This is a genomic window from Streptomyces sp. AHA2, assembly GCF_036857595.1.
Lineage (GTDB): Bacteria > Actinomycetota > Actinomycetes > Streptomycetales > Streptomycetaceae > Streptomyces.
This window is the reverse complement of record NZ_JAUQWJ010000004.1, coordinates 205,289-231,441: the sequence shown is the minus strand read 5'-3', so window position 1 is coordinate 231,441 and position 26,153 is coordinate 205,289. Positions and strand designations below refer to the sequence as shown.

The 26,153-nt window shown below is 72.2% G+C and carries 23 protein-coding genes and 2 pseudogenes; 15 read left to right on the top strand and 10 right to left on the bottom strand.

The window, feature by feature from the left end; genetic code table 11:
• Positions 1-32: 32 nt before the first annotated feature.
• From Q5694_RS11520 to Q5694_RS11510, 3 genes and pseudogenes are all read left to right on the top strand, one after another.
• Positions 33-1,301: an N-acylneuraminate cytidylyltransferase gene (locus Q5694_RS11520; protein WP_333932555.1), complete on the top strand. Its 1,269-nt coding sequence runs from the start codon at positions 33-35 to the stop codon at positions 1,299-1,301.
• 14 nt (positions 1,302-1,315) lie between these two features.
• The gene (locus tag Q5694_RS11515) at positions 1,316-2,254 is read left to right on the top strand and encodes an N-acetylneuraminate synthase family protein (RefSeq protein ID WP_333932554.1); all 939 of its coding nucleotides are present in this window, start codon (positions 1,316-1,318) and stop codon (positions 2,252-2,254) included.
• 44 nt (positions 2,255-2,298) lie between these two features.
• A pseudogene (locus tag Q5694_RS11510) lies at positions 2,299-3,345 on the top strand (hypothetical protein); the annotation flags it as partial.
• 277 nt (positions 3,346-3,622) lie between these two features.
• Here the strand turns inward: Q5694_RS11510 and Q5694_RS11505 are convergent.
• Complete coding sequence (locus tag Q5694_RS11505) at positions 3,623-4,288, bottom strand: class I SAM-dependent DNA methyltransferase (protein WP_333932553.1); 666 nt, start codon at positions 4,286-4,288, stop codon at positions 3,623-3,625.
• Between the two features lie 297 nt (positions 4,289-4,585).
• On the opposite strand from Q5694_RS11505, the gene Q5694_RS11500 reads away from it, so the two are divergent.
• From Q5694_RS11500 to Q5694_RS11465, 8 genes are all read left to right on the top strand, one after another.
• Positions 4,586-5,818: a M20 family metallopeptidase gene (locus tag Q5694_RS11500; protein WP_333932934.1), complete on the top strand. Its 1,233-nt coding sequence runs from the start codon at positions 4,586-4,588 to the stop codon at positions 5,816-5,818.
• 339 nt (positions 5,819-6,157) lie between these two features.
• The gene (locus Q5694_RS11495) at positions 6,158-7,201 is read left to right on the top strand and encodes a BMP family lipoprotein (RefSeq protein WP_333932552.1); all 1,044 of its coding nucleotides are present in this window, start codon (positions 6,158-6,160) and stop codon (positions 7,199-7,201) included.
• Positions 7,202-7,497: 296 nt separating this feature from the next.
• Positions 7,498-8,547 (top strand): BMP family lipoprotein, encoded by a 1,050-nt coding sequence (locus Q5694_RS11490; RefSeq protein WP_333932551.1) that lies wholly within the window; start codon positions 7,498-7,500, stop codon positions 8,545-8,547.
• 212 nt (positions 8,548-8,759) lie between these two features.
• Positions 8,760-10,331 (top strand): ABC transporter ATP-binding protein, encoded by a 1,572-nt coding sequence (locus Q5694_RS11485; protein WP_333932550.1) that lies wholly within the window; start codon positions 8,760-8,762, stop codon positions 10,329-10,331.
• The gene (locus Q5694_RS11480; RefSeq protein WP_333932549.1) at positions 10,331-11,449 is read left to right on the top strand and encodes an ABC transporter permease; all 1,119 of its coding nucleotides are present in this window, start codon (positions 10,331-10,333) and stop codon (positions 11,447-11,449) included. Before Q5694_RS11485 ends, Q5694_RS11480 begins: the two co-directional genes overlap by 1 nt.
• On the top strand, positions 11,446-12,711 hold the full coding sequence (locus Q5694_RS11475; RefSeq protein ID WP_333932548.1) for an ABC transporter permease: 1,266 nt from the start codon (positions 11,446-11,448) through the stop codon (positions 12,709-12,711). Before Q5694_RS11480 ends, Q5694_RS11475 begins: the two co-directional genes overlap by 4 nt.
• The gene (locus tag Q5694_RS11470) at positions 12,708-13,115 is read left to right on the top strand and encodes a cytidine deaminase (RefSeq protein ID WP_333932547.1); all 408 of its coding nucleotides are present in this window, start codon (positions 12,708-12,710) and stop codon (positions 13,113-13,115) included. Before Q5694_RS11475 ends, Q5694_RS11470 begins: the two co-directional genes overlap by 4 nt.
• Before the next feature lie 85 nt (positions 13,116-13,200).
• Positions 13,201-14,484 (top strand): thymidine phosphorylase, encoded by a 1,284-nt coding sequence (locus Q5694_RS11465; protein ID WP_333932546.1) that lies wholly within the window; start codon positions 13,201-13,203, stop codon positions 14,482-14,484.
• Positions 14,485-14,571: 87 nt separating this feature from the next.
• Here Q5694_RS11465 and Q5694_RS11460 read toward each other — a convergent pair.
• Positions 14,572-15,493: pseudogene (locus tag Q5694_RS11460) on the bottom strand (AEC family transporter).
• A gap of 157 nt (positions 15,494-15,650) precedes the next feature.
• Here Q5694_RS11460 and Q5694_RS11455 point away from each other — a divergent pair.
• Positions 15,651-16,037 (top strand): STAS domain-containing protein, encoded by a 387-nt coding sequence (locus tag Q5694_RS11455; protein WP_333932932.1) that lies wholly within the window; start codon positions 15,651-15,653, stop codon positions 16,035-16,037.
• Here Q5694_RS11455 and Q5694_RS11450 read toward each other — a convergent pair.
• A complete protein-coding gene (locus Q5694_RS11450; RefSeq protein WP_333932544.1) occupies positions 15,921-16,937 on the bottom strand; it encodes a sigma-70 family RNA polymerase sigma factor in 1,017 nt (338 codons plus the stop codon). The two genes, Q5694_RS11455 and Q5694_RS11450, sit on opposite strands and share 117 nt — an antisense overlap.
• A gap of 192 nt (positions 16,938-17,129) precedes the next feature.
• On the bottom strand, positions 17,130-18,401 hold the full coding sequence (locus Q5694_RS11445) for an MFS transporter (protein WP_333932543.1): 1,272 nt from the start codon (positions 18,399-18,401) through the stop codon (positions 17,130-17,132).
• A 63-nt stretch (positions 18,402-18,464) separates the two neighbouring features.
• Between Q5694_RS11445 and Q5694_RS11440 the strand changes: the two genes are divergently transcribed.
• Complete coding sequence (locus Q5694_RS11440; protein WP_333932542.1) at positions 18,465-19,427, top strand: LysR family transcriptional regulator; 963 nt, start codon at positions 18,465-18,467, stop codon at positions 19,425-19,427.
• A gap of 68 nt (positions 19,428-19,495) precedes the next feature.
• Here the strand turns inward: Q5694_RS11440 and Q5694_RS11435 are convergent, their stop codons facing one another.
• Positions 19,496-20,254 (bottom strand): alpha/beta hydrolase, encoded by a 759-nt coding sequence (locus Q5694_RS11435; protein WP_333932541.1) that lies wholly within the window; start codon positions 20,252-20,254, stop codon positions 19,496-19,498.
• A 122-nt stretch (positions 20,255-20,376) separates the two neighbouring features.
• On the opposite strand from Q5694_RS11435, the gene Q5694_RS11430 reads away from it, so the two are divergent.
• Together Q5694_RS11430 and Q5694_RS11425 are read left to right on the top strand one after the other, a co-directional pair.
• Positions 20,377-21,534: an adenosine deaminase gene (locus Q5694_RS11430; protein ID WP_333932540.1), complete on the top strand. Its 1,158-nt coding sequence runs from the start codon at positions 20,377-20,379 to the stop codon at positions 21,532-21,534.
• 140 nt (positions 21,535-21,674) lie between these two features.
• Positions 21,675-22,028: an ATP-binding protein gene (locus tag Q5694_RS11425; RefSeq protein WP_333932539.1), complete on the top strand. Its 354-nt coding sequence runs from the start codon at positions 21,675-21,677 to the stop codon at positions 22,026-22,028.
• An 85-nt stretch (positions 22,029-22,113) separates the two neighbouring features.
• Here the strand turns inward: Q5694_RS11425 and Q5694_RS11420 are convergent, their stop codons facing one another.
• The 5 genes from Q5694_RS11420 to afsQ1 form a co-directional block, all read right to left on the bottom strand.
• Positions 22,114-22,326: a PspC domain-containing protein gene (locus Q5694_RS11420; protein ID WP_333932538.1), complete on the bottom strand. Its 213-nt coding sequence runs from the start codon at positions 22,324-22,326 to the stop codon at positions 22,114-22,116.
• A 63-nt stretch (positions 22,327-22,389) separates the two neighbouring features.
• Entirely contained in the window at positions 22,390-22,971 is a 582-nt protein-coding gene (locus Q5694_RS11415; RefSeq protein WP_333932537.1) for a VanZ family protein, read from the bottom strand.
• Positions 22,972-23,066: 95 nt separating this feature from the next.
• Positions 23,067-23,777 (bottom strand): hypothetical protein, encoded by a 711-nt coding sequence (locus Q5694_RS11410; protein WP_333932536.1) that lies wholly within the window; start codon positions 23,775-23,777, stop codon positions 23,067-23,069.
• Entirely contained in the window at positions 23,777-25,378 is a 1,602-nt protein-coding gene (locus Q5694_RS11405) for a HAMP domain-containing sensor histidine kinase (RefSeq protein ID WP_333932535.1), read from the bottom strand. Before Q5694_RS11405 ends, Q5694_RS11410 begins: the two co-directional genes overlap by 1 nt.
• Positions 25,375-26,052, bottom strand: coding sequence for a two-component system response regulator AfsQ1 (gene afsQ1, locus Q5694_RS11400; RefSeq protein ID WP_010048893.1), 678 nt, complete (start codon positions 26,050-26,052; stop codon positions 25,375-25,377). Before afsQ1 ends, Q5694_RS11405 begins: the two co-directional genes overlap by 4 nt.
• Positions 26,053-26,153 lie beyond the last annotated feature (101 nt).

The window sequence follows — 26,153 nt, the reverse complement described above, 5'->3', positions numbered from 1 at the left end:
GTCGCCCGATCCCACGTCAAGGAGCTGAATCCATGTCCCACTCGGAAGCGGGCCCGGGCGCCCCGGCAGTACGCCGGGTGCTCGCGGTGATCCCCGCGCGCGGCGGTTCCAAGGGGGTGCCCGCGAAGAACCTCCTCCCGGTCGGCGGCGTCCCGCTGGTGGCCCGGGCGGTGCGCGAGTGCCGCGCCGCACGGCTCGTGACGGACGTCGTGGTATCCACCGACGACCAGGCCATCGCCGCCGCCGCCCGCGAGGCCGGCGCCGAGGTCGTGCTGCGCCCCGCGGCCATCGCCGGGGACACGGCCACCTCCGAGGCGGCCGTCCTGCACGCCATGGACGCCCACGAGGCCCTGCACGGGACCCCGGTGGACGTGGTGCTGCTCGTGCAGTGCACCAGCCCGTTCCTGGTCCGCGAGGACATCGACGGGGTCGCCGGGGCGGTCGCCGGGAACGGCGCCGACACCGCCGTCACCGTCGCTCCCTTCCACGGGTTCGTCTGGCGTGACGCCGCCGACGAACTCGCGGCCGGCACCGTCGCGGAGAACGACGCGGCCGTGGGCGGCGGTTACGGCGTCAACCACGACAAGTCCTTCCGGCCCCGCCGCCAGGACCGCCCCCAGGACCTGCTGGAGACCGGCGCCGCCTACGCCATGGACGCCGCCGGCTTCCGCGAGCACGGCCACCGCTTCTTCGGCCGCACCGAGCTGGTCCGCACCGACCCCGCCCGCGTGCTGGAGATCGACGACCCGCACGACCTCGCACGCGCCCGGGCCCTCGCCCCGCTGTTCGACGCGGACCGGCCCGGCGCGCTCCCGACCGCCGACGACATCGACGCGGTCGTCCTCGACTTCGACGGCACCCAGACCGACGACCGGGTGCTCGTCGACTCCGACGGACGGGAGTTCGTCTCCGTGCACCGCGGGGACGGACTCGGCATCGCGGCGCTCCGCAGGAGCGGCCTGAAGATGCTCATCCTGTCCACGGAACAGAACCCCGTGGTCGCCGCCCGGGCCCGGAAGCTGAAGCTCCCGGTGCTGCACGGCATCGACCGCAAGGACCTCGCGCTGAAGCAGTGGTGCGAGGAGCAGGGCATCGCGCCGGAGCGCGTGCTCTACGTCGGCAACGACGTCAATGACCTCCCGTGCTTCGCCCTCGTCGGCTGGCCCGTGGCGGTCGCGAGCGCCCACGACGTCGTGCGCGGCGCCGCACGCGCGGTCACCACCGTCCCCGGTGGCGACGGCGCGATCCGAGAGATCGCCAGCTGGATCCTCGGCCCCTCTCTCGATTCCCTCACCAAGTAAGGACACCCCACGCCATGAGCACCAACTCCCGCATCCGCACCTTCGGTTCGCGCGAGGTCGGCCCGGGCCGCCCCGTCTACGTCTGCGGCGAGATCGGCATCAACCACAACGGCGAGCTCGAGAACGCCTTCAAGCTCATCGACGCCGCCGCCGAGGCCGGCTGCGACGCGGTGAAGTTCCAGAAGCGCACCCCGGAGATCTGCACCCCGCGCGACCAGTGGGACATCGAGCGCGACACCCCCTGGGGCCGGATGACCTACATCGACTACCGCCACCGCGTGGAGTTCGGCGAGGACGAGTACCGCGCCATCGACGACTACTGCAAGTCCAAGAACATCGACTGGTTCGCCTCCCCGTGGGACACCGAGGCCGTCGCCTTCCTGGAGAAGTTCGACGTCCCCGCCCACAAGGTCGCCTCCGCCTCCCTCACCGACGACGAGCTGCTGCGCGCCCTGCGCGCCACCGGCCGCGCCGTGATCCTCTCCACCGGCATGTCGACCCCGAAGCAGATCCGCCACGCCGTCGAGGTCCTCGGCTCGGACAACATCCTGATGTGCCACGCCACGTCGACCTACCCGGCCAAGGCCGAGGAGCTCAACCTGCGCGTGATCAACACCCTGCAGCAGGAGTACCCGAACGTCCCGATCGGCTACTCCGGCCACGAGACCGGCCTGCAGACCACCCTCGCCGCGGTCGCCCTGGGCGCCACCTTCGTCGAGCGCCACATCACCCTCGACCGCGCCATGTGGGGCTCGGACCAGGCCGCCTCCGTCGAGCCGCAGGGCCTGACCCGCCTGGTCCGCGACATCCGCACCATCGAGGCCTCCCTCGGCGACGGCGTGAAGAAGGTCTACGACTCCGAGCTGGCCCCGATGAAGAAGCTGCGCCGTGTCGCCGGTGTGGTCGCCGAGGCGGAGATCGCCACGGCGGCGGGCGAGCCGGTCGGCGTCTGAACACCCACCCCACCACCCCCTTACGACGGGACGGTCGTACGTCGATGAGCCCCCGCGCCGGGAACGCCGGCCCCCACACCCTCGCCTTCGTCGAGAGTCCGGTACAGCTGCTGAACGTGCTGGAGTGGGCGCACGCGCACGCGCCCGGCGTGGGGCTCACCCTCGTGGTGCTGTCGCCCGTCGACCCGATGACGCGCGGCCAGCTGCGGCGGATGTCCGAACTGGCCCGCGACGAGGGGCACGAGATCCGCTGGGAGGAGGCGCGCGGCGGCCCGCTGGCGCCCTTCCGGACCATCGGAGGCCTGGCCGCCCTGCTGCGCAGGGCCCGCCGGATCGTGCTGGGGGACCCCTTCTCCCGCTACGTCCAGCTGCTGCTGACGATCACCCGCGCCCGCGACCTGGTCGTCGTGGACGACGGCACGGCCACCATGGAGTTCGTCGGCCAGCTGGCCCGGGGCGAGCGGCTGGTGCGGTGGCACCGCAAGGGCGGCCGCCCCGGCCCCCGGGACGTGATCTTCGCCCCGGTCTCGGCCTCGGCCCGGCGCCGCCTGACCCCGGGCGGCGAACGCCGGGTGGAGATCTTCTCTTCCATGCCGATATCCCAGACCCCGGCGGGCGTCACCGTCAGCGCCCACACCTTCGCCTGGACCCGCGCCCGCTTCGGCCCGCCCCGCATCACCAAGGGCGCGGACATGGTGGGCACGTCCCTGGTGGAGACGGGGGTGGTCGACGACGGCCGCTACCTGGAGGCCGTCCGCGCCCTGGCCGCCGCCCACGGCGCCACGCGCTACTTCGCCCACCGCCGCGAGAGCACCGACAAGCTCCACCGCCTCGCCGTGGAGACGGGTCTGGAGATCGTCCGCCCGGAACTCCCGCTCGAACTCATCGCCCGGCGCGGCCCCATCGGCCGCACCGTCGTGAGCTTCCCCTCCACGGTCGTCCACACCCTGCCCCTGGCCCTGTCCGGCACGGGCGTGCGCGTCGCGGTCTGCGACATCGACCCGGCGTGGCTCACCGACACGGCGTCCCCGCGGGCCCAGGGCTTCCTCTCCGGGGTCACCGGCACGGCCCGCGACGTCCACCGCCTGTCCCCGGCGGGCCAGGACCCGGCGGGCCCCTCGGATCCGGCCGCCGGGGGTCCGGCCGCCGGAGATGCGGCGGGCTCCCCGGACCCGGACCCCGCAGCCGCGCCACGTCCCACCGCGGCACCGCCCACCGCCACACCGCCCACCGCGGCACCGCCCACCGCGGCACCGCCCACCGCGGCACCGCCAGCCCAGCGCCGTCCAGGCCCGGCCGGAGCCGCGGGCTCCGCCGGCACCGTCACCGCGGGCCAGGGCCCGGTCGGCCTGGCGGCACCCTGATCCGCTACCCGGGCCGGCGCGCCAGCAGGAACGCGCGGGGCATCTTCTCCTCGTCCTGCGGCTGACGCAGGACCCGTGCGTACATCTCCAGCCCCGCCTCCCCGAGCAGGTCCGCCACCGTGTCCGGGGTCCGCCAGTGGAAGTCCAGCGCGATCTCGCGCTCGTAGCGCTCGGTCAGGTGCAGACGGCCGTTGTCGGTGCCGGACTGGAAGCCCAGCAGGACCGGCGCGCCCGGCAGCAGGACGCGGTGGAAGCCGGCGAACACCGACGGCAGATGATCGTCCGGCACATGGATGACCGAGTAGAGCGCGACGATCCCGCCCAGGCACGCGTCCGGCAGGTCCAGCTCCGTCATCGACCCCACGTGGAAGCGCAGCCCCGGGTGTGACCGGCGGGCCAGGGCCACCATGCGGGGCGAGACGTCCACCCCGAAGACCGGCAGGCCCATGCCGTGCAGCCGGGCCGTCACATGGCCCGGCCCGCTGCCGATGTCCGCGACCGGCGGCTGTGCGGCGCCGTGCGCCCGCGCCCGGGCCAGCTCCCCGAAGACCGCGAGCAGCGCGCTCTCCAGCGGTCTGCCGGCCAGGCTGTCGGGCTGCTCGGCGGCATAGGCGTCGGCGATGGCGTCGTAGGAGACCCGGGTGGTCCGGAGGAAGTCGGGGGTGGGCACGGGCGGAACCCTGGCGGCGGAGCGCGTCCGGCCGGCGAACACGACGGTGTTCGCCGCGCGGGGCGTGGTATCCGTGGAAGAGGATGGAGGGATACCGGAGTGGTGCACGAGTGCGGGATGTCACACTCCGAGGGATGCGGTGCACCCGCGGGGCCCAAAAGGCAGGCAGGTTACCCATCTCACTTGATACCTATGCGTCCGGCGGTCATATCTTCCTCCCCTAACGGGTTGAAGTTTTCGTGATCGAGGGTCAGTCGACCGCCCTGGCGCCCTACCCTTCAAAGGGTGAAGCAATTGATGTCACTGGAGTCCGAGGTCGATCTTCCCGGGGGAGCCGAGCTCCCCGGCGCGTTGCCCGACGCTCTGCGCGCCGAGCTCATCGCGTTCCGGCGCGACCTGCACATGCACCCCGAGCTGGGCAACCAGGAGTTCCGCACCACCGCCGCGATCAAGGAGCGGCTGGAGCGGGCCGGCCTCAAGCCACGCGTCCTCCCCGTGGGGACGGGACTCGTCTGTGACATCGGCCTGGAGGGCGAGCAGTGGGAGGGCGGGCCCAGCATGCTCGCCCTGCGCGCCGACATCGACGGCCTGCCCATCCCGGACATGAAGGCGGACTGCCCGTACCGCTCCACCGTGCCCGACCGCGCCCACGCCTGCGGCCACGACGTGCACACCACCGTCGTCCTCGGCGCCGGTCTCGTCCTAGCCGACCTGCACCGGCGGGGACAGCTGCCGCGCCCCGTCCGGCTGATCTTCCAGCCGGCCGAGGAGGTGCTGCCCGGCGGTGCCGCCGACGCCATCAAGTGCGGTGCGCTGGAAGGGGTCGGCGCGATCATCGCCGTCCACTGCGACCCCCGGGTCGACGCGGGCAGGATCGGGCTGCGCGAGGGGCCCATCACCTCCGCCTGCGACCGGCTGGAGATCGGCCTGGACGGCCCCGGCGGCCACACCGCCCGCCCACACCTGACGACCGACCTGGTCACCGCGGCGGCCCGCGTGGTCACCGACGTCCCTGCCCTGGTCGGACGGCGCTTCGACACCCGCAGCGGGCTCGCGATCACCTGGGGCCGCATCGAGTCGGGTCACGCCCCGAACGTGATCCCGCAGCACGCCGAGCTCTCCGGCACGGTCCGGTGCCTCGACCTCGACGCGTGGCGGCAGGCCCCCGACGTGGTGGTGGCCGCGATCGACGAGGTCGCCAACCTGCACCGCGCCAAGTCGGAGATCAACTACGTGCGCGGCGTCCCGCCCGTGGTGAACGAGCCGGGCGTGACCGAGCTGCTGCGCGAGGCCATGATCGCCCGGCGCGGGGTCGAGTCCGTCGAGGGCACCGAGCAGAGCCTCGGCGGCGAGGACTTCTCCTGGTACCTGGAGCACGTGCCCGGCGCGATGGCCCGTCTGGGCGTGCGCACCCCGGGCGAGCGCCACGTCCGCGACCTGCACCAGGGCGACTTCGACGTCGACGAGTCGGCGATCACGGTGGGCGTGGAGCTGTTCACGGCGGCGGCCCTGGTCGACGGCCTGCGCTGACGTCCGCCCTTGGGCGCCCCTCGGGGGCGCGGGGAACTGCGCGACCAGCCACGACGGCGCCGCGGACGACGATCAGCGGCCCCTCACCCCCGACAAAGCCCCCGGGTTGCGTCCCGCGCAACCCGGGGGCAGCCTGGTGCCCGTGACGAGCAGGCATGCGCCGTGTGCCCGAGTACACCTTTCGACCCCGTTCGATCCCGTGGTTCACAAGGGCGTAACCGGCCATCGGCACGAATGGATAACGGCCCCGCGGCGAACCGTTCCCAGGAGTGTCTACGCGCGTTAATGTGCGCCGAACCGAGCACCCACTGCGGGGCTTTGGAGAATGGGGAACTTCAGATGCGTCGGATTTCCAGGATGGCCCGGGTCGCGGTGGGGGTCGCGTCGCTCGGGCTGGTCGCCACGGCCTGTGGCGGCACCAGCAGTGACAGCAACGACAGCGGCAGCAACGACCGCGGTGTGGCCATCGCCTACGACGTCGGCGGCAAGGGCGACCAGTCCTTCAACGACGCCGCCTTCGCCGGCCTGACGAAGGCCAAGGACGAGTTCGGCTACAAGACGGCCGACATCGAGCCCACCGAGGGCGAGACGGACGCCGACAAGGAGCAGCGCCTGGCGTCGCTGGCCAAGCAGGGCTACAACCCCGTCATCGGCGTGGGCTTCGCCTACGGCCCGGCGATGAAGGCGGTGGCCGCCAAGTACCCGAAGACCACCTTCGGCATCGTGGACTCGGTCGTCGAGGGCAAGAACGTGGCCTCGCTCGTCTTCGCCGAGGAGCAGGCCTCCTACCTCGCCGGCGTCGCGGCGGCCAAGGCGACGAAGTCCGGCACCGTCGGCTTCATCGGCGGCGTCGACGTCCCCCTGATCCACAAGTTCGAGGCCGGCTACAAGCAGGGCGTGCAGGACACCGACCCCAAGGTGAAGGTCCTGTCGCAGTACCTGACGCAGACGGCGGAGGAGGGCGGCTTCTCCAGCCCCGACAAGGGCAAGGCCGCCGCCGAGGGCCAGATCGAGAAGAAGGCCGACGTGCTGTACGCCGCGGCCGGCCTGTCCGGCCAGGGCGTGATCGAGGCCGCCGCCAAGGCGAAGGTCTGGGCGATCGGCGTCGACTCCGACCAGTACAAGCAGGCCGCGCTCGCGCCGTACAAGAACTACATCCTGACCTCCGCGCTCAAGGACGTCGGCGGTGCGGTCTACACGCTGTCCAAGTCGGTCCAGGACGGCAAGCCGCTGACCGGCACCCAGACCTTCGACCTGAAGGTCAACGGCGTGGGCCTGTCGGAGGCCAACCCGGAGTACGCGAAGATCCCGGGCCTGAAGGACGCCGTGGCCAAGGCCAAGGAGGGCATCGACGACGGCTCCATCAAGGTCGACACCGAGTGACGACGCCGTAGGAACAGCAGCGAGCGGGCGGGCACCCCTGGTGCCCGCCCGCTTCGCGTGGCGCCGGGGGCCAGGGCCGTGGAAACCGGGCGCCGGATCACCCAGCGCCACCTCCCGTTTGCGGTCGGCAACACCGGGACCGGGGCCCGGTGAGCGCTTGGCCACGGGCGGATAACAAGGTGGACAGAAGGGGTTTTCAGGCAGGTCTACGCGCGTTAATCTGCGGCGAAGCCAGCGCTGAAGCTGAACCGTCCCGGCGCTGTGCGACCTCGGTTGTACGACAGGAGCACCCACACATGCGCCGGATTTCCCGGATCACGGTCGCAGGCGCAGCGACCGCCTCCCTGGCCCTCGCGCTCTCCGCCTGCGGCGGCACCTCGACCTCCGGGTCCTCGGAGTCGAAGGGCGGCGACAAGGGCCTCGCCATCGCCTACGACGTCGGTGGCAAGGGCGACCAGTCCTTCAACGACGCCGCCTTCGCGGGCCTGGAGCAGGCGAAGAAGGAGTTCGGCTACAAGACGGCCGACCTGGAGCCCACCGAGGGCGAGACGGACGCCGACAAGGAGCAGCGCCTGGCGTCCCTGGCCAAGCAGGGCTACAACCCGGTCATCGGCGTGGGCTACGCGTACGCCTCGGCCATCAAGGGTGCCTCCGAGAAGTTCCCGGACACCACCTTCGGCATCGTCGACGACGCCACCATCAACGCCAAGAACGTCGCCGACCTGGTCTTCAGCGAGGAGCAGGCCTCCTACCTGGCCGGTGTCGCCGCAGCCAAGAGCACCAAGTCCAACGTCGTGGGCTTCGTGGGCGGCGTGGACATCCCGCTGATCCACAAGTTCCAGGCCGGCTTCGAGCAGGGCGTCAAGGACACGAACCCGAAGGTCAAGGTCCTTTCGCAGTACCTCACCCAGACCGCGGAGGAGGGCGGCTTCTCCAGCCCCGACAAGGGCAAGACCGCCGCCGAGGGCCAGATCGAGAAGAAGGCCGACGTGGTCTACGCGGCCGCCGGCCTGTCCGGTCAGGGCGTCATCGAGGCCGCCGCCGCCAACAAGGTGTGGGCCATCGGTGTCGACTCCGACCAGTACCAGCAGGAAGCCCTCGCCAAGTACAAGGACTCGATCCTGACCTCGGCGATGAAGGACGTCGCCAAGGCGGTGTACAACCTGGCGAAGTCGGTCGAGGACGGCAAGCCCGAGACCGGTATCGTTCGTGGCGATCTGAAGACCGGCGAGGTGGGCCTGTCGAACTCCAACCCGAAGTTCGCGGACGACGCCGAGCTCCAGGCAGCCATCAAGACGGCCAAGGAGAAGATCATCAGCGGCGAGATCAAGGTCAAGAGCAGCTGACGAGCGACTGCCTCGAAGCAGGCGGTAACCCCCGGGGGTTGCGTCCGCTCGACGGGGTACGGGGAGGCCGCTCCTCGTGCCCCGTCACCGCGGGGCGCCGACCCCTTTGCATGCCGTAGGGGCGCTACGCGCGTAGACGGCCCCCGTCCCCAGGAGAGTGCGCCATCAACGCGTCCAGCAGCCCTCCGGCCGGAGCGGCGGTCAACGAATCGGTGACCGCCGTCGAGCTCGCCGGGATCACCAAGCGTTTCCCCGGTGTCGTGGCCAACCACGACATCCACCTCAGCGTCCGCAAGGGCACCGTGCACGCCCTCGTCGGCGAGAACGGCGCCGGCAAGTCGACGCTCATGAAGATCCTCTACGGCATGCAGAAGCCGGACGAGGGCACCATCGCCGTCGACGGGCAGCAGGTCAGCTTCTCGTCGCCGGCCGACGCCATCGCCCGCGGCATCGGCATGGTCCACCAGCACTTCATGCTCGCCGACAACCTCACGGTCCTGGAGAACGTGGCGCTCGGCAGCGAGAAGCTCTACGGCATCGGCGCCAAGGCCCGCCGCAAGATCAAGGAGCTCTCCGACCGCTACGGTCTCGGCGTCGAGCCCGACCTGATGGTCGAGGAGCTCGGTGTCGCCGCCCGCCAGCGCGTGGAGATCCTCAAGGTCCTCTACCGCGGTGCGACCACCCTCATCCTCGACGAGCCGACCGCGGTCCTCGTCCCGCAGGAGGTCGACGCCCTCTTCGCCAACCTGCGCGAACTGAAGTCCGAGGGCCTGTCGGTCATCTTCATCTCGCACAAGCTCGGCGAGGTCCTCTCCGTCGCCGACGAGATCACCGTCATCCGCCGCGGCACCACCGTCGGCACGGCCGTCCCCAGCCGGACCACGCCCCGCCAGCTCGCGGAGATGATGGTCGGCAGCGAACTGCCCACGCCCGAGACGGCCGAGTCCACGGTCACCGACCGCCCCGTCATCAGCGTCGACTCCGTGCGCCTGACCGCCCCCGGCGGCAAGGCCCTCCTGGACGACATCAGCTTCACCATCCACGCGGGCGAGGTCCTCGGCATCGCCGGTGTCGAGGGCAACGGCCAGACCGAACTGGTCGACGCCCTCATCGGCCTGCGGTCCCCCGAGGCCGGCACCATCCGGCTGGCCGACGAGGAGATCACCGCCTGGCCCACCCGCAAGCGCCGCGAGCAGGGCATCGGCTACATCCCCGAGGACCGGCACCGCCACGGCCTGCTCCTGGAGGCCCCCCTCTGGGAGAACCGCATCCTCGGCCACGTCACGGAGAAGCCCCTCGCCAAGGGCGTCTGGCTGGACCCGAAGGCCGCCCAGGAGGACACGCGCCGCATCGTCGAGGCGTACGACGTCCGCACCCCCGGCATCGACGTCACGGCCGCCTCGCTGTCCGGCGGCAACCAGCAGAAGCTGATCGTCGGCCGCGAGATGAGCCACAAGCCGCGCTTCCTCATCGCCGCCCACCCCACCCGCGGCGTGGACGTCGGCGCGCAGGCCGCCATCTGGGACCACATCCGCGAGGCCCGCCGCGAGGGCCTGGCCGTGCTGCTGATCTCCGCCGACCTGGACGAGCTGATCGGCCTGTCCGACACGCTGCGCGTGATCTACAACGGCAAGCTGGTCGCGGACGCCGACCCGGCCACCATCACCCCCGAGGAGCTCGGCTCGGCCATGACCGGTGCCGCCACCGGGCACCTCGAGCACGACGAGACCCCCGAGACCTCGAAGGCAGACGCCCCCGAGTCTCCGGAAGACGAGGCCCGCTGATGAAAAAGTTCGACAAGGAGCGCGTGCTCCTCGCGGTGGCCGGGCCGGTCATCGCGCTCGCCGTGGCCTTCGTCCTGAGCGCGATCGTGCTGATCGCGTCGGGCAAGAACCCCGTCGAGCCCTTCGCCCTGATGTTCGAACAGATCGGCTTCTCGGACATCCAGGTGCTGATCATCAACCAGGCCTCGATGTACTACATCGCGGCCCTGGCGGTGGCCATCGGCTTCCGGATGAACCTGTTCAACATCGGTGTCGACGGCCAGTACCAGCTCGGCGCGATGATGGCCGCCGTCGTCGGCGCGCACATGAACCTGCCCGCCGCCCTGCAGATCCCGCTGCTGCTCCTGACCGCCGTCCTCACCGGCGCCTTCTGGTCCGGCATCGCCGGTGTCCTCAAGGTCACCCGCGGCGTCAGCGAGGTCGTCGCCACGATCATGCTCAACGCGATCGCCACCTCCGTGATCGCCTACCTGTGGCTGCCGGACGTCTTCGGCGTGAAGGTCGGCAACAACAACACCACCGGCGAGATGCACGAGTCCGGCTGGATCCCCGGCATCCCGATGGGCGACGCCGGCGAGATCTACGGCCTGGTCCTGCTCGCCGTGCTGCTCGGCATCGGCTACTGGGTCGTCCTCAACCGCACCCGTTTCGGCTTCGACCTGCGCGCCTCCGGCGCCTCGCAGACCGCCGCCGCGGCCAGCGGTGTGGACCCCAAGCGCATGGTGCTCAGCGCCATGCTGATCTCCGGCGGCATCGCGGGCCTGGCCGGCCTGCCCATCCTGCTCGGTGACACCCACACCTACAGCCTGAACTTCCCCACCGGCATCGGCTTCCTCGGCATCGGCATCGCCCTGCTCGGCCGCAACAGCCCCGTCGGCATCGCCTTCGCCGCCCTGCTGTGGGCCTGGCTCGACAAGGCCTCGCCCGAGCTGGACTTCCACGGCTACGACAAGGAGATCGCGGTCATCATGCAGGGCCTGATCGTCCTCTCCGTCGTCGTCTCCTACGAGGCCGTCCGCGAATGGGGCCTGCGCCGCCAGCAGCGCCGCGTCGGCGCCGAACTCGCCGCGGGCCACGTCCTCGGCGCCCAGAACACGAAGGAGGTGGCTGGCCGATGACAACCGCGACCGACGTCAACCAGCCCACGCTGCAGCCCGCGGCGCCGACCGGCCGCCGCCTGTCGTGGCCCGTCCTGCTGCTGATCATCGCCGGCGGCCTGGCGCTCACCTCGATCGTCCGCCTGATCACCGGCGCCGACGGCATCACCAACGTCAGCCAGATGTCCACCGCGCTCCAGCTCGCCGTGCCGATCGGCCTGGCCGGTCTCGGCGGCCTGTGGGCCGAGCGCGCGGGCGTGGTCAACATCGGCCTCGAGGGCATGATGATCCTCGGCACCTGGTTCGGCGCCTGGGCCGGATTCCAGTGGGGCCCGTGGACCGGTGTCCTGGTCGGCATCCTCGGCGGCGCGATCGGCGGCCTGCTGCACGCCTTCGTCACCGTCACCTTCAACGTCAACCACATCGTCTCCGGTGTGGCCATCAACATCCTCGCCCTCGGCGCCACCCGCTACCTGGCGCCCCTCGCCTTCGAGGGCCACACCGGCGGCTCGGCCAAGCAGTCCCCGGCGGTGGAGTCCCTCGGCCACTTCACGGTGCCGGGACTGTCCGACGCCCTGCGCGACCTCAACAACCAGGGCTGGTTCTTCGTCTCCGACATCGCCGGCCTGCTCGGCGGCCTGGTCACCAACGTCTCCTGGCTGACCCTGATCGCCGTCGCGCTGATCCCCGGCACCTGGTGGGTCCTGTGGCGCACGGCCTTCGGCCTGCGGCTGCGCTCCTGCGGCGAGAACCCGGTGGCCGCCGAGTCCCTCGGCGTAAACGTCTACAAGTACAAGTACATCGCCGTCGTCATCTCCGGCGGTCTGGCCGGCCTCGGCGGTGTCTTCCTGTCCATCGTGGCCAACCCCTTCTACCTGGAGGGCCAGGTCAGCGGCCGCGGCTTCATCGGCCTCGCGGCGATGATCTTCGGCAACTGGATGCCGGGCGGCCTCGCCCTCGGCGCCGGCCTGTTCGGCTACACCGACAGCCTCAACCTGCGCGGCGGCTCCGCCAACGTGCACGCCCTGCTGCTGCTCGGCGCGCTGCTGCTGATCATCGGCGTGATCTGGCTGGTGATCCGCAAGAAGTACGTCCCGGCGGTCGTCACCGCGGTGGTCGCCGCCCTGGTGTTCGCCTGGTACGCCACCACCGACGAGGTCCCGAACCAGGTCGTCTCCGCCACGCCGTACGTCATCACCCTGGTCGTCCTCGCGCTGTCCGCGCAGCGGCTGCGGATGCCGAAGGCGGACGGACTGCCCTACCGGAAGGGGCAGGGCAAGTGACCGCCGGGTCCGGCCCCGCCGTCGACTGGGAGAAGCTGCGCACGGTGGCCCGGGACGCCATGTCCCGGGCGTACGCCCCCTACTCCGGCTACCCGGTCGGTGTGGCGGCCCTGGTCGACGACGGCCGGATCATCTCCGGCTGCAACGTCGAGAACGCCTCGTACGGGCTGGGTCTGTGCGCCGAGTGCGGCCTGGTCTCGGAGCTGCACAACACCGGTGGCGGCCGGCTGACGCACTTCACCTGCGTCGACCGCGACGGCGCCACCCTGGTGCCGTGCGGACGCTGCCGCCAGCTGCTCCACGAGTTCGGCGGCCCGGACCTGCTGCTGGAGACCCCGGAGGGCATCCTGCCGCTGTCCCGCATGCTGCCCCAGGCCTTCGGCCCGGACCACCTCGCCAAGTAACACCCGCCCGGCCCCCCTGAGTTGCCCAAGCGACCGGCTCAGGGGGGCCGTGCGGTTTCTGCAACCCTCGGAAGGAAGCCAAGCCATGGCCATGGACGTCATCTCCGTCATCCGCACCAAGCGGGACCGCGGCGAGCTCAGCGACGAGCAGATCGACTGGGTCATCGACGCGTACACCCGCGGGGAGGTCGCCGACGAGCAGATGTCCGCGCTCGCCATGGCGATCCTGCTCAACGGCATGAACCGACGCGAGATCGCCCGCTGGACCGCCGCGATGATCGCCTCCGGCGAGCGCATGGACTTCTCGTCCCTGTCCCGCCCGACCGCCGACAAGCACTCCACGGGCGGCGTCGGCGACAAGATCACCCTTCCGCTGGCCCCGCTGGTCGCCGCCTGCGGCGCGGCCGTGCCGCAGCTGTCGGGCCGCGGCCTCGGCCACACCGGCGGCACCCTGGACAAGCTGGAGTCGATCCCCGGCTGGCGCGCGCTGCTGTCCAACGAGGAGATGCTGGACGTCCTCGACACCACCGGCGCGGTGATCTGCGCCGCCGGTGACGGCCTCGCCCCCGCCGACAAGAAGCTCTACGCGCTGCGCGACGTCACCGGCACCGTCGAGGCGATCCCGCTGATCGCGTCCTCGATCATGTCGAAGAAGATCGCCGAGGGCACGGGCTCGCTGGTGCTGGACGTGAAGGTCGGCACCGGCGCCTTCATGAAGACCATCGAGGACGCCCGCGAACTGGCCTCCACGATGGTCGGCCTGGGCACCGACCACGGGGTGCGGACGGTCGCGCTCCTCACCGACATGTCGACCCCGCTCGGTCTCACCGCAGGCAACGCCCTGGAGGTCCGCGAGTCGGTCGAGGTCCTGGCCGGCGGCGGCCCCTCGGACGTGGTCGAGCTGACGATCGCCCTGGCCCGCGAGATGCTCGACGCGGCGGGTGTGAAGGACGCCGACCCGGCGAAGGCCCTGGCCGACGGCTCGGCGATGGACGTCTGGCGGCGCATGATCGCGGCCCAGGGCGGGGACCCGGACGCGGCCCTGCCGGTGGCCCGCGAGCAGCACGTGATCAAGGCCCCGGCCTCGGGTGTCCTCACCCGCCTCGACGCCTACGACATCGGCGTCGCCGCCTGGCGCCTCGGTGCGGGCCGCGCCCGCAAGGAGGACCCGGTGCAGGCGGGCGCGGGCGTCGAGATGCACGCCAAGCCGGGTGACACGGTGACCGAGGGCCGGCCGCTGCTGACCCTCCACACGGACACGCCCGAGCGCTTCGACTACGCCCTCCAGGCGATCGAGGGCTGCTACGACGTGGCGGCCCCCGGCACGGACTTCACCGCGTCCCCGGTGGTCCTGGAGCGCATCGCCTGACCGGGCGGGCCGCCCGTCCGGGTGGGAACGGGACCGGTGGACCCCACCGGTCCCGTTTCCCGCTCCCGGCGGCCGGCCGCCGGCCCGTCAGCCCAGCACCGCCGCCACCACCACCAGGACCGGCACCGCCGCCACCGTCGACAGCAGGATCGCCTCCCTCGCCAGGACCTCGCCCACCCGGTAGCTGCTCGCGTAGGTGAACAGGTTCTGGGCCGCGGGCAGCGCCGACGTCACCACCACGTCGAGCAGCGAGGCCCCGTGCAGGCCGAAGACGCCCACTGCCACGGCCCAGGCGACCAGCGGCTGGACGATCGCCTTGAGTGCCACGGCGAGGAGCACCGGCGCCCGTTCCGCGCCCCGCAGGGGCAGTGTGCTGCCGCGCAGGGAGATGCCGAAGGCCAGCAGGACCGCCGGCACCGACATGTTGCCGATGAGGGTCAGGGGGTCCATCAGCGGACCCGGCACCGGCAGTCCGGACGCCGACACCGCCACACCCGCCAGCGATCCCAGGGCGATGGGGTTGCGCAGCGGAGTGAGCAGCCGCTGCCACAGGGGCCCGCTTGCGCCCGCCGCCGGCCAGGTCCAGGACGGTGAGCGCGACGGGGGTGACGCCGACCAGCTGGAACAGCAGCACCGGCGCCACCAGGGACGCGTCTCCCAGCACGTACACGGCGATCGGGATGCCGAGGTTGCCGGAGTTGACGTAGCTGGAGCACAGCGCGCCGATCGTCGTCCGGCCCACGCCCCAGCCCCGGACGGCGCCGACCGCCACGAAGACGCCCGCCACGGCGGCCGTGCTCAGGGCCGTGACGAGCAGCCGGTCGGAGAAGACCACCGACAGGTCGGCCCGGGCCAGGGTCGCGAAGAGCAGGGCCGGGGACGCCACGTGGAAGGCCAGCTTCGTCAGGACCTCGCGTCCGCCGCTGCCCAGATGACCGCGGCGGCCGATCAGATAGCCGACCCCGATGACGACGGCGATCACCGCGAACCCGCTCAGCACCCCCTGCACGGCACCGCCTCACCGGCGCGGCGGGCATCGGTCGGTGCGGGCGGGGCGGATGCGTGCGGCATGCAGCCAACCCTCCGGGGCAGGCCGCGTCCAGGTCAATGTGATGTCGGCGGCGCGGCAGGGGCGGTCCGCCGTGCAGGAGGGAAGACCGGCCGCGATGAATTACCGCGCCCTGCCCGGTCTACCGATCGTGGACGCCATGACACCGCCCGTGCTCGTACTGCCCGGCCCCGCCACCCGGGACGAGGTGAGGGGGCTGAGCGACGACGTACGGGCACTGCTGCGGGACGGCGGTGCCCGGGTCGTGGTGTGCGACGTCGGCGGCCTCGGGCCACCGGGCCTCGCCGCCGTCGACCTGCTGGCGCGCCTGCAGTTGGCCGCCCGGCGCGCCGGAGGACGGATACGGCTGCGGGATCCGGACCCGGCGCTATGCGCCCTGCTGGACCTGGTCGGCCTCCGCTTCGAGGTGGAGGGGCAGGTCGAAGAGGGGGAACCAGCGCCGGGTGTCGAGGAAGCAGTGGAACCCGGTGATCCGGCCGTCTGAGATCTCCAGGACCTGCACGGCCCACGGGGTGAAGCCGCCCTTGTCCGGGTCCGGCTTGTACTGGGCGAAGCCCGGCAGGCCGTTCACCTGGACCGGCACCAGCCGGGAGCCCGCGCAGGGCGCCCCGAGGGTGGTCATGAAGCCCGTGATGTCCTCGGCGCCGGTCAGCCACAGGTCGAACGGCGGCATCGTCATGATGGCGTCCTCGTGCAGCAGCGCGGTCAGCGCCGTCATGTCGTAGCCCTCGAAGGCCGCCATGTAGCGCTCCAGCAGCTTCTGCTGGTCCTCGTCCAGCGGGTCGGAGACGGCCGCGTCGGCGCCCGGCTGCCGCCGCTCGGCGAGGGTGGCGCGGGCCCGCTGCAGGGCGCTGTTCACCGACGCCACGGAGGTGTCCAGCAGCTCGGCGACCTCGCTCGCCCGCCAGGCCAGCACCTCGCGCAGGATCAGCACGGCCCGCTGCTTGGCGGGCAGCTGCTGCAGGGCGGCCATGAACGCCAGCCGCACGGACTCCTTGGCCACGGCCGCCTCCGCCGGGTCGTCGGTCGCCGGCAGCACACGGGCGTCGGGCACGGGCTCCAGCCAGGTGTTGTCCGGGCGGGGCGAGAGGGCCGCCCGGGCGAGCGGGGTGGACTCGGTCAGGTCCATGGGCCGGGCGCGCTTGTTGCCCGCGGTCAGCATGTCCAGGCACACGTTGGTGGCGATGCGGTAGAGCCAGGAGCGCAGGCTGGAGCGGCCCTCGAACTTGTCGTAGCTGCGCCAGGCCCGGACCATCGTGTCCTGCACCGCGTCCTCGGCCTCGAAGGAGGAGCCGAGCATCCGGTAGCAGTACCCCGTCAGCTCGGTGCGGTGTGCCTCCAGCCTGGTGTCCAGGTCCGTCGGTGCCGCCGTGCTGTTCGCCATCTCCACCCACCCCTGTGGACGTTCTGTTCGCGCGCCGTCGCGCCCCAGCACTTCGGAAGCTACCGCAGCCCACTGACAACGGCCCCCCGAGCGGGCGAAGGCGCAGCTCAGGGCAGATGATCCACAGGGGTTCCGGTCCGCTTGGGCGTCTTCACACCCACCGCGGACAAAGCGGAGCCGTCCGCCGAGGCGTCACGCCGCCGTGGCGAGGCGGCGCTCGGTGCGGGCCGCCCGGGTGCCGAGCACCGTGATCGTCACGACGCCGAGCACGGCCAGCAGTCCGACCCCGACCGTCCCCGCCCAGCCGCCGGCGTGGAAGGCGGCCGCGCCGGCCGTGCTGCCCGCGCTGGAGCCGACGTAGTACGCGGACTGGTACAGCGCGGAGGCCTGGGCGCGGCCGTGCGTCGCCGTCCTGCTCACCGCCGAGGACGCCACCGCGTGGCCCGCGAAGAAGCCCGCCGTGATGAGGACCAGGCCCAGCAGGACCAGCGGGAGCGACCCGGCCAGGGACAGCAGCAGGCCCGCCGCCGTCGTGGCGCCGCCCGCGTACAGCGCGCCGCGGCGGCCCAGCCGTCCCACCAAGCGCCCGGCCGTCGACGCCGAGACCGTGCCGACGAGGTACACCAGGAAGATCGAGCCGATGATGCCCTGAGGCAGGGAGAAGGGCGCCTCGGTCAGCCGGTAGCCGATGACCGTGTAGACCCCGCCGAACACCGTCATGAACAGGGCGCCGATCGCGTACAGCCGGCGCAGCAACGGGTCCGACAGGTGGTCGCGGACGGTGCGGGCCAGGACGCGCGGGCGCAGGGAGCCGGCCCGGAAGTGCCGCGGGGCGGGCAGCAGCAGCCGGAAGGCCACCGCGCACGCCACGGCGATCCCGCCGATGACCGCGACGGCGATCCGCCAGCCCCACTCCTGCGCCACCCAGCCGGTGATGACCCGGCCGCTCATCCCGCCGACGCTGTTGCCCGCGACGAACAGCCCGATGGCGGTCACCAGGGCCCTGGGACCGACCTCCTCCGCGAGGTACGCGGTCGCCGACGCCGGCAGCCCCGCCAGGGCGGCGCCCTGCAGCGCCCGCAGCGCGACGAGCGCACCGAGGGAGGGGGCGAGGGGCACCAGCACGCCGACGGTCACCGCCACGGCCAGCGAGGCCGTCATGACCGTACGCCGGCCGAAGCGCTCCGACAGGGCGCTCATCGGCAGGACGAACAGGGCCAGTCCGCCCGTCGCGGCCGCCACCGTCCAGCTCGCGTCGCTCGCCGCCACCCCGAACTCCCCGGAGATCAGCGGGAGCAGGGCCTGGGTCGAGTACAGCAGCGCGAAGGTCGCGACGCCGGCGAGGAAGAGGGCGAAGCTCATCCGGCGGTAGCCGGGCCCACCCGGGACCATGCGCGAGTCGGTGACAGGGACGGCGGCATCGGCGCCCACGACGGTGGACGCCTCGGTACTGGCGGGAGACATGCCTCGAACGTACGGACCACGCCGCTGATCCGTCCAATGCACGGAACGACCATAATCGTTCCCATGGTGAATCAACGGAGCTCAGGGCGGCGCCTGTCACCGTCCAGTGACACAGAAGACATGGCCGGGATGTCCAAGGTGCTGGCACCGCGCCTGGCGTACTTCGCCGGCGTGGCCCGCACCGAGCACGTCACGCGTGCCGCCCGGGAGATGGACGTCCCCCAGTCGACGCTGTCCCGGTCCATGGCCCGCCTGGAGCAGGACCTGGGGGTCGACCTGTTCGCCCGGCGCGGCCGTACGGTCTCCCTCACCCCGGCCGGCCGCACCTTCCTCGCCTCCGTGGAACGCGCCCTGGCCGAGATCGAGCGGGCCGCCGAGGAGGTCCGCGCCGACGCCGACCCCACCGGCGGCAAGGTCGCCTTCGGTTTCCTGCACACCATGGGCGCCGAGACGGTCCCCGGCCTGCTGCACGCCTTCCGCGCCGATCACCCCCGGGTCCGCTTCAGCCTCGTCCAGAACTACGGCGAGGCCATGCTCGAACGCCTCCGGGCGGGCGAACTCGACCTGTGCCTGACGTCCCCGGTGCCCGACGCGCCCGACCTGGTGGCCCGCCGCCTGGACGAGCAGAAGCTCCGCCTGGTCGTCCCCGCCGACCACGCCCTCGCCGGGCGCCGCCGCATCCGCCTGGCCGAGGCGGCGGAGGAGATGTTCGTCACCCTGGAGCCCGGCTACGGCCTGCGCCGCATCACCGACGACCTGTGCGAGGAGGCCGGTTTCACACCGCGGATCGCCTTCGAGGGGGAGGAGGCGGAAACACTGAGGGGCCTGGTGGCGGCCGGTCTCGGGGTCGCCCTGCTGCCCCCACCGGCCGTCCCCCGCCCGGGCGTGGTGGAACTGACGGTCACGGCTCCGAGAGCCGTCCGCGAGATCGGCGTGGCCTGGCTGGAGGGCCACCCGGACACACCCCCGGTGGCGGCCTTCAAGAAGTTCCTGCTCTCGAGAAGAGGCAGCCTGCTACCGGCCTGAGGGCGCGCGTGAGCGCGCGACCGGCCACGACGTCGCGCGGCCCGACGGCCACGGGTGCCCGGACGGCGCTACCGCCGCGAAGGACTGAACCCCGCGGCCAGCGGCATCCGCAGGCCCAGCGGCGGCGGCGCGGCCAGCGCGTCCCGCACGGGCCGCGACACGGGCCTGCCGAACAGCGCCCCCATCACGAAGTCCTCCGCCAGCGCCAGCACTTCGTCCCGGTACTGCGTCAACCCGTGGCCGTCGGCGTGCACTTCGAACCGGCACACGTCCCGGTTCGCCTTCTTCGCCCGCGCCGCCAGCCGGAACGAGAGTTCGGGGTCGGTCCGCCCGTCGTTCGTGCCGTGCACGATCAGCACCTGGCGCCCCACCAGCTGCTTCACCGGTTCGGGTGGCGCCGCCCCGTCCTCCGCCGGGAGCCAGGGGGCGAGCGCCACCACGGAGTTGACGGCCTCGTGCCCGCCCGCCCGCAGCCCGGCCCGCCCGCCCATACCGAGCCCCACCAGGCACACGGGCACGTCCCCGTAGCGCCGCACCACCTCGTCCGCCGCCCAGGCGGCGTCCTGCGCGAGGTTGGCCTCGTCGCCGTTCCAGCCGCGCAGGCGGTAGTGCACCACGTGCGCGGCGAGGCCGTCCTCCCGGCCCGCGCGGGCCAGCCGGCGCCCGAGGGCGCGCAGGGAGGCGGTCGCCGGCGACGGGGACGGTCTGCGGCCGGACACCTCGTCACCCCCGGGCAGCAGCAGCACCGCGCCGCCCACCGCCTTCGGCTCCGGACCCAGTGCCCTTCCCAGCCGGGCCCTGCGAGCCGGCGTCGCTTGGTGTGCCATGACAGAACAGTGTCAGAAGGGTGGGTGTACGCCACCCGTCCCCGGGGTCACCGTTACGTATCGGCGAGAACGTAAAGCGACGAGCACGCGCCCTCTACGCGCGTAGGAGTTAGAGTGCGGAAATGACGAGCCAGACCATCGCGAACACCCCGACACCGGACCAGATCCGGCGGGCGCCCAAGGTTCTGCTGCACGACCACCTCGACGGCGGACTGCGCCCCGCCACGGTCGTGGAACTCGCCCGTGACACCGGATACACCCAGCTCCCCGACACCGACCCGGACAAGCTCGGCCTCTGGTTCCGCGAGGCCGCCGACTCCGGTTCCCTGGAGCGGTACCTGGAGACCTTCTCCCACACGGTCGGCGTCATGCAGACGCGCGACGCCCTGGTGCGGGTCGCCGCCGAGTGCGCCGAGGACCTCGCAGCGGACGGCGTCGTCTACGCAGAGGTGCGCTACGCCCCCGAGCAGCACCTGGAGGGCGGGCTGAGCCTCGAGGAGGTCGTCGAGGCCGTCAACGAGGGCTTCCGGGAAGGCGAGCGGCGCGCCCGGGAGAACGGCGCGCGCATCCGCGTCGGCGCCCTGCTCACCGCCATGCGGCACGCGGCCCGCGCCCTGGAGATCGCCGAACTGGCCAACCGCTACCGGGACCTGGGCGTCGTCGGCTTCGACATCGCCGGTGCCGAGGCCGGCTACCCGCCCACCCGGCACCTGGACGCCTTCGAGTACCTCAAGCGCGAGAACAACCACTTCACCATCCACGCCGGCGAGGCGTTCGGGCTGCCCAGCATCTGGCAGGCGCTGCAATGGTGCGGCGCCGACCGGCTCGGGCACGGGGTGCGGATCATCGACGACATCCGGGTCCACGAGGACGGCCGCGTCGAACTCGGACGGCTGGCCTCCTACGTCCGGGACAAGCGCATCCCGCTGGAGCTGTGCCCGAGCTCCAACCTCCAGACGGGGGCGGCCTCCTCCTACGCCGAGCACCCCATCGGGCTGCTGCGCAGGCTGCACTTCCGCGCCACGGTCAACACGGACAACCGCCTGATGTCCCACACCAGCATGAGCCGGGAATTCGAGCACCTTGTCGACGCCTTCGGTTACACGCTCGACGACATGCAGTGGTTCTCCGTCAATGCGATGAAATCAGCGTTCATTCCTTTCGATGAACGACTGGCGATGATCAATGACGTCATCAAGCCCGGATATGCCGAGCTGAAATCCGAATGGCTGTTCCGGCAGACGGCCTCCACCAGCGGTTCTCCTTCCCCCGGGGAGTGAATTGCGGGTCATCGGGGTTCCGCCGAGGGGCGCGGTGTTCACAATCCGTCCGCATTTCGATGTTTGCGGCGGGCGGTACGGGGTGTTTAACGTCGCTGGACCGCTCACATCCCCGTCATCCCGTTTCGAGGACGCATTTCATGAAGCAGTCTGCTGCCAAGTCCCTCGGTGTCGCCGCTCTGGGTGCCGCCTTCGCCGCCACCGGTGCGGGTGCCGCCCACGCGGCCTCCTCCCTCCCCGACACCGCCAAGGCGCTGAAGACCGTCACCGCGGCGCTCCCGGCGGAGCAGCTCTCCCAGACGGTGCCGGGCTCGGCCGAGGCGCTGGGCCAGGGGCAGACGGCGGCCGGCGCCGGCCTCGCCGCCGCCCAGCCGGTCGCCGAGCAGCTGCTCGCCGAGGGGCCGACCGGCCCGGCCGCCAAGCTGCTCGGCGGACTTCCGGTGCAGGGCCTGCCCACCCACGGACTGCCGGTGAACGGCGTGCCGGTCGGCTGACCCCCCACCGCGGCGGACACCACATGCCGTCGGGGCGCACTCCCGCAACGGGAGTGCGCCCCGACGGCGTTCGCGCGGGCGGGCGTCACCAGGCCGTCTGCGCCTTGCTCTGCACCTTGCTCTCCGAGGGGAAGAGGATCCACAGGGCGATGTAGAGCAGGAACTGGGGGCCGGGCAGCAGACACGAGACCAGGAAGATCACCCGCATCGTCGTCGCGGACGTGCCGAAGCGCCGTGCCAGTGCGGCGCACACTCCGGCGATCATGCGGCCGTGGGTGGGGCGGGCGAGGCGGGACATGTGCGTCTCCTTCAGCGTCGGGGCGTGAGGTCTCTCGTCCGAGTACCCCATCTGGCTTCGACGCTACGGAGACGAAGGGGGCAAAGCGTCGCTCCACGGAGCGATCCCGACCCTGGGAATCGTCGGGGTCCGACCCTGAGCCGGCTCCTGAGGGACCGGGGCCGCGCGGCCGGGACGACCGCTGTGGCGGCGCAGCCAGGAGCGCCCGGCCGGGACCAGCGCGAGATGCGTCAGGGCGATGCCCGCGGAATTCAGGAACAGCGAGTCGATGTCGACGACCTGACCGGGAACGCCGGTCTGCAGCAGCTCGATGACCGTCGACAGCAGGGCACCGGCCGTGACCGTGCGCAGCAGGGACGCCAGCGGGGATGCGGTCAGCCTGCCGCCCACCAGCGGCAGCAGCACGCCCAGCGGCGCCAGCAGCGCCAGCTTCTCACCGATGCTGCGGGCCGCCGCGGGCCAGCCCAGGGTGAGATCGGCCCTGACCCCGTCGAACGGCCGCAGATTGGCCGGCATCACCCAGGGCACGTCCAGCGGCCGCAGCGTGAACCAGGCGACGAACGCCAGGTGTGCGACGAGGAGGACACCCCCTGTCACCCGGATGCGGAACGCGGCGCTGCCGCCGATGGAGCCTTGACGCTGCACGCCCCCCAAGACGCCGCCTCCGGCCGGATCGGTTCCGTGCCGGGCCCCCGCACGCCGGTGAGGCATGCGCCACAGCCCGGCCGGGCCCGGCCGGTTCACTCCCCGGCCGCCTCCTTCGACGGCGGTTCCTTGCTGCCCGGGCGGGCCCGGACCTCCTCCGTGCAGGCGTAGCTCCGCGGCGGTCCGGCGCCGGGTCCGCCGAGGACCACCGAGCCGTCGCCCTGGGCCGCCGCGGAGTCGGAGAAGGTGCACACGATCTGCGCGAGGGCGTACGAGGTGAGGCTGTCGGGGGCCGTGCTCAGCCGCAGGGTGTCCTCCGGGTCGCCGGGCCGGGGCGGGCCGGCGGTGATGCCCTCACGGACGTCGGTGCTGTAACCCGCCTCCTTCTCGGCCCGTGACGGCGGCGTCGCGAGCTGGTCCAGCAGCCCCTGCGCCACCAGCAGGCGCCGCTCGGAGTCGGCCGCGCCGTCCGCGACCCGGACGGTCCGGTCGACGGTCACCAGCGAGGACCCGCACAGCAGGAACACCCGCACCGGCAGACCGCGCGCGGCCTGCGTGGCCACGTCCGTCTCGGACAGCGAGCACTGCACCCGCGAGGGCGCGGGCCCGAAGTCGGTCGGCACCTCGGTGGCCCGGATCCCGCAGCCGGCGAGCAGCAGGGCGAGCGCGGGAAGCACCGCGAGGCGGGCCGGACCCCGGTGGCGCCTCGGCCGGCCGTCGGTGCGTCCCGTGGCCCGTTCCCCGGGAGCGGGTCCGTCGCCGTGGGCCGGCGCGGTCGCCGGGACCCATGGGCGTCGTGCGTGCATCAGGCGTCCCCCTTCGCGTCCGGGCCCCGCTCCGCGCCCTCGTCCCCCGGCTCCGGCCCGTCCCCGGACGGCTGTTCCGGCGTCTCGGACGTGTCGCGCGGCAGCCGCAGCGTGAACACCGCGCCCGAGTCGGCCGAGTTGGCCGCGGTGATCTCACCGCCGTGGATGTGGGCGTTCTCCAGGGCGATGGACAGGCCCAGCCCGCTGCCCTCCGAGCGCGGGCGCGAGGCGCTGGCCTTGTAGAAGCGGTCGAAGACGTGCGGCAGCACGTCCTCGGGGATGCCGGGGCCGTGGTCCTGCACCTCGATGACGACCCAGTCGTCCGCCACCCGCACCGACACCCGCACCGGGGAACCGCCGTGCTTGAGCGCGTTGCCGATGAGGTTGGCCAGGATGACGTCCAGGCGGCGCGGGTCCAGGCGGGCGTGGATGCCGCGCTCGGCGTCCAGTTCCACCGCGTCCAGCCAGGCACGGGCGTCGATGCACGCGGTGATCTGGTCGGCCACGTCGACGTCGTCCAGGACGAGCCGGGCGGTTCCCGCGTCGAAACGGGTGACCTCCATCAGGTTCTCGACCAGGTCGTTCAGTCGCCGCGTCTCGCTGACGACCAGCCGGACGGCCGGCTCGATCATCGGGTCCATGCTCCCGGTCTCGGCCTCCAGCTCCTCCTCGAGCACCTCCGTCACGGCGGTGATGGCGGTGAGCGGCGTGCGCAGCTCGTGGCTCATGTCCGCCACGAACCGCCGGGACGCCTCGTCGCGCGCGGCCATGTCCGCGACCCGCTTCTCCAGCGCCTCGGCCGCGTTGTTGAACGTCCGTGACAGGTCGGCCAGTTCGTCGGTGCCGGACACCCTGAGCCGGGTGTCGAGCTTGCCCTCGCCGAGCCGCCGGGCCGCCGCCCCGAGCCGCTGCACCGGCTTCAGCACGGTCGTCGCCGCGGCCTGCGCGAGCAGCGCCGAGCCGATCAGCGCCAGCCCCGTGGCGATGCCCAGCGACCACGCCAGCGAGTTGAGGTCCTTGGCCTCCGGCTCCAGCGACTTGAGCATGTAGCCGGTCGGGCCGCCGCCGATCACCCGCGTCCCCGCCACCAGGTACGGGGTGTCGTGGTCGACTGTCCGCTGCCAGTACAGGTGGTGCGGGTACTTGTTCGCCCCGTCGACCTTCTGCGTCTTGTTCACCGCCGTGCGCAGGGACGCCGGCACGTCCCCCAGCGAGAAGCCGCTCAGCCCGCCGGAGCTGCCGTAGACGGTCCGGCCGTCGGGGTTCTCGGCGACCAGCAGCACACTGAACCGCTGGTCGCTGCCGGCCATCTGCCCCGCGGTGTGCTGCAGTTCGTCCTGCGTGGGCCGCTCGGGCAGCGCGCCCGCCCGGTTCTGCATCTCCTGCTCGAAGTCCCGCAGCACCGCGTCCTGGGTGCGGGTGAGCACGGCCTCGCGGTTGAGCCAGTACGCGATGCCGGACGCGGACACGGCCGCCGTCAGGGCCACCAGTGCGAAGACCAGGACCAGCCTCAGCCGCAGGCTCGTGAAACGCAGCCGCGACAGAACTCCCTTGCGCTCCGCGGTCCAGCCGCGGTTCCCCCCTGGGTGCTGCTGGGTCACTGAGGCGGATCCAGCCGGTAGCCGACGCCCCGCACGGTACGGATGAGCGTCGGGGACGACGGCACGTCCTCGACCTTGGCGCGCAGCCGCTGGACACAGGCGTCGACCAGCCGCGAGTCGCCCAGGTAGTCGTGCTCCCACACCAGCCGCAGCAACTGCTGCCGCGACAGCGCCTGCCCCGGCCGCCGGCTCAGCTCCAGCAGCAGCCGCAGCTCGGTCGGCGTGAGCTGGAGGTCCTCGCCGTTCTTCGTGACGGTCATCGCCGAACGGTCGATGACCAGGCTGCCGAACGTCGCCGCGTCGTTGGACTCCCGCTCGCCCCGCCGCAGCACGGCCCGGATACGGGCGTCGAGCACGCGCCCCTGCACCGGTTTGACCACGTAGTCGTCGGCGCCGGACTCCAGACCGACCACCACGTCGATGTCGTCGCTGCGCGCGGTCAGCAGGATGATCGGCAACTGGTCCGTGCGCCGGATGCGCCGGCACACCTCGAACCCGTCGATGCCGGGCAGCATCACGTCCAGCACGATCAGGTCCGGTCGCTGCTCGCGCAGGAGCTTCAGACCGTCCTCACCGCTGGCAGCGGTCGCCACGCGGTGGCCCTGGCGCGTCAGAGAGAGCTCCAGGGCCGTCCGGATGGCGTCGTCGTCCTCGATCAGCAACAGGGAAGGCACGGGCTCATTCTGGCCCATGGAGGGCCCGGGGTTCGACCGGTGGGCTCCACACGCTTGCTCCGGCACCGGGGGCTCGTGTGAAGAGTGTGCACTTCCTGTGG